1 protein-coding gene is annotated in these 1,868 nt (G+C 66.2%); it reads right to left on the reverse strand.

Annotated features, from left to right (window positions below; translation table 11 throughout):
• Positions 1-95: 95 nt before the first annotated feature.
• On the reverse strand, positions 96-1,868 hold a 1,773-nt coding region (locus DI605_RS21425; protein WP_293977818.1), incomplete at its 5' end, for an IlvD/Edd family dehydratase.

The following is a 1,868-nucleotide window of genomic DNA, read 5'->3' on the forward strand; positions in this document are numbered from 1 at the left end:
CGGATCTTCGGGTGATCGAGGCGATTTATCGTTCGGCGGCGGAGCGGCGTCACATCGCGTTGCAGGCGATGTGACGCGACTTTCCCCTTTCCCGGTCAATGGTTATCGCGGGGGAGGCCCTTGGTCTGTGCGATGCGCTGATATTTTTCGGCGCCTTCGAGGATGGCGCCGGTGTTCATCTGGCCGACGATGGCGCGCTGTATCTCCTGCCAGGGGGTCTGCGAGGCGGGATAGGCATAGCCGCCGGCGGCGACCAGATCGGCCCGGCGCCGCGCCAGCTCCTCATCGGGGATCAGCACGTTGGCCGTGCCCTTGTTGAGGTCGATGCGCACCCGATCCCCGCTCTTCAGCAGCGCAAGCCCTCCCATCGCCGCCGCCTCGGGCGAGGCGTTGAGGATGGACGGGCTGCCGCTCGTGCCCGATTGCCGCCCGTCGCCGATGCACGGCAGCGCCGTCACGCCTTCCGTGATCAGATAGGCCGGCGGCCGCATGTTCACGACCTCGGCCGCACCCGGATAGCCGATCGGCCCGGCGCCGCGCATGAACAGCAATGTCTCCGGCGTGATCCCCACCGACGGATCGTCGATCCGGTGATGATAATCCTCCGGCCCGTCGAACACGATCGCCGGCCCCTCGAACGCCTCCGGATCGTTCGGATTGGAAAGATAGCGGTCGCGGAATTCGGCCGAGATCACGCTCGTCTTCATGATCGCGGCATCGAACAGATTGCCCGACAGCACCACGAAGCCCGCCTCCTCCTTCAGCGGCGCCGCGAACGGACGGATCACCTTCTCGTCCTCGATCGGCACGCCGCGGCAATTCTCGCCGATCGTCTTGCCGTTCACCGTCAGCGCGCCCTCGCGGATCAGCCCCTGGTCGATCAGCTGCGACACCACCGCCGGCACCGAGCCCGCGCGATAATAATCCTCGCCCAGATATTCGCCCGCCGGCTGCAGGTTCACCAGCAGCGGGATCTTGTGCCCGATCGTCTCCCAATCCTTCAGCGGCAGTTCCACACCGATATGGCGCGCGATCGCCGCCAGGTGGATCGGCGCGTTGGTCGAGCCCCCGATCGCCGAATTCACCGCGATCGCATTGTGGAACGCATCCAGCGTCAGAATGTCCGACGGCTTCAGATCCTCGCGCACCATCTCCACGATGCGCAGCCCCGTCCTGTATGCCGCCTCCTGCCGGTCGCGATACGGCGCCGGGATCGCCGCCGTGCCCGGCAGCATCATCCCCAGCGCCTCCGCCAGGCTGTTCATCGTGGAGGCCGTGCCCATCGTGTTGCAGAAGCCCGTCGACGGCGCCGAGGACGCCACCAGCCGGATGAAGCCCTCGTCATCGATCTTGCCCGCCGCCAGCAGCTGGCGCGCATGCCACACGATCGTGCCCGATCCCGTGCGCTCGCCCTTGAACCAGCCGTTCAGCATCGGCCCCACCGAAAGCGCGATCGCCGGCAGGTTCACCGTCGCCGCCGCCATCAGCAGCGCAGGCGTCGTCTTGTCGCACCCCGTCGTCAGGATCACGCCATCCAGCGGATAGCCGTACAGCGACTCCACCAGCCCCAGATAGGCCAGGTTGCGGTCCAGCCCCGCCGTCGGACGCTTGCCCGTCTCCTGGATCGGATGCACCGGAAATTCCAGCGCGATACCCCCAGCCTCGCGGATCCCCTCCCGCATCCGTTCCGCCAGAACCAGATGATGCCGGTTGCACGGGCTCAGATCGCTCCCCGTCTGCGCAATCCCGATGATCGGCTTGTCCGAGCGCAGCTCCTCCAGGCTCAGACCAAAATTCAGATAACGCTCCACATACAGCGCCGTCATGTCGATATTCGACGGATTGTCGAACCACGCCCGCGATCGCAA

The sequence above is a fragment of the Sphingomonas sp. genome (assembly GCF_003248515.1).
Classification (GTDB): domain Bacteria; phylum Pseudomonadota; class Alphaproteobacteria; order Sphingomonadales; family Sphingomonadaceae; genus Sphingomonas_I.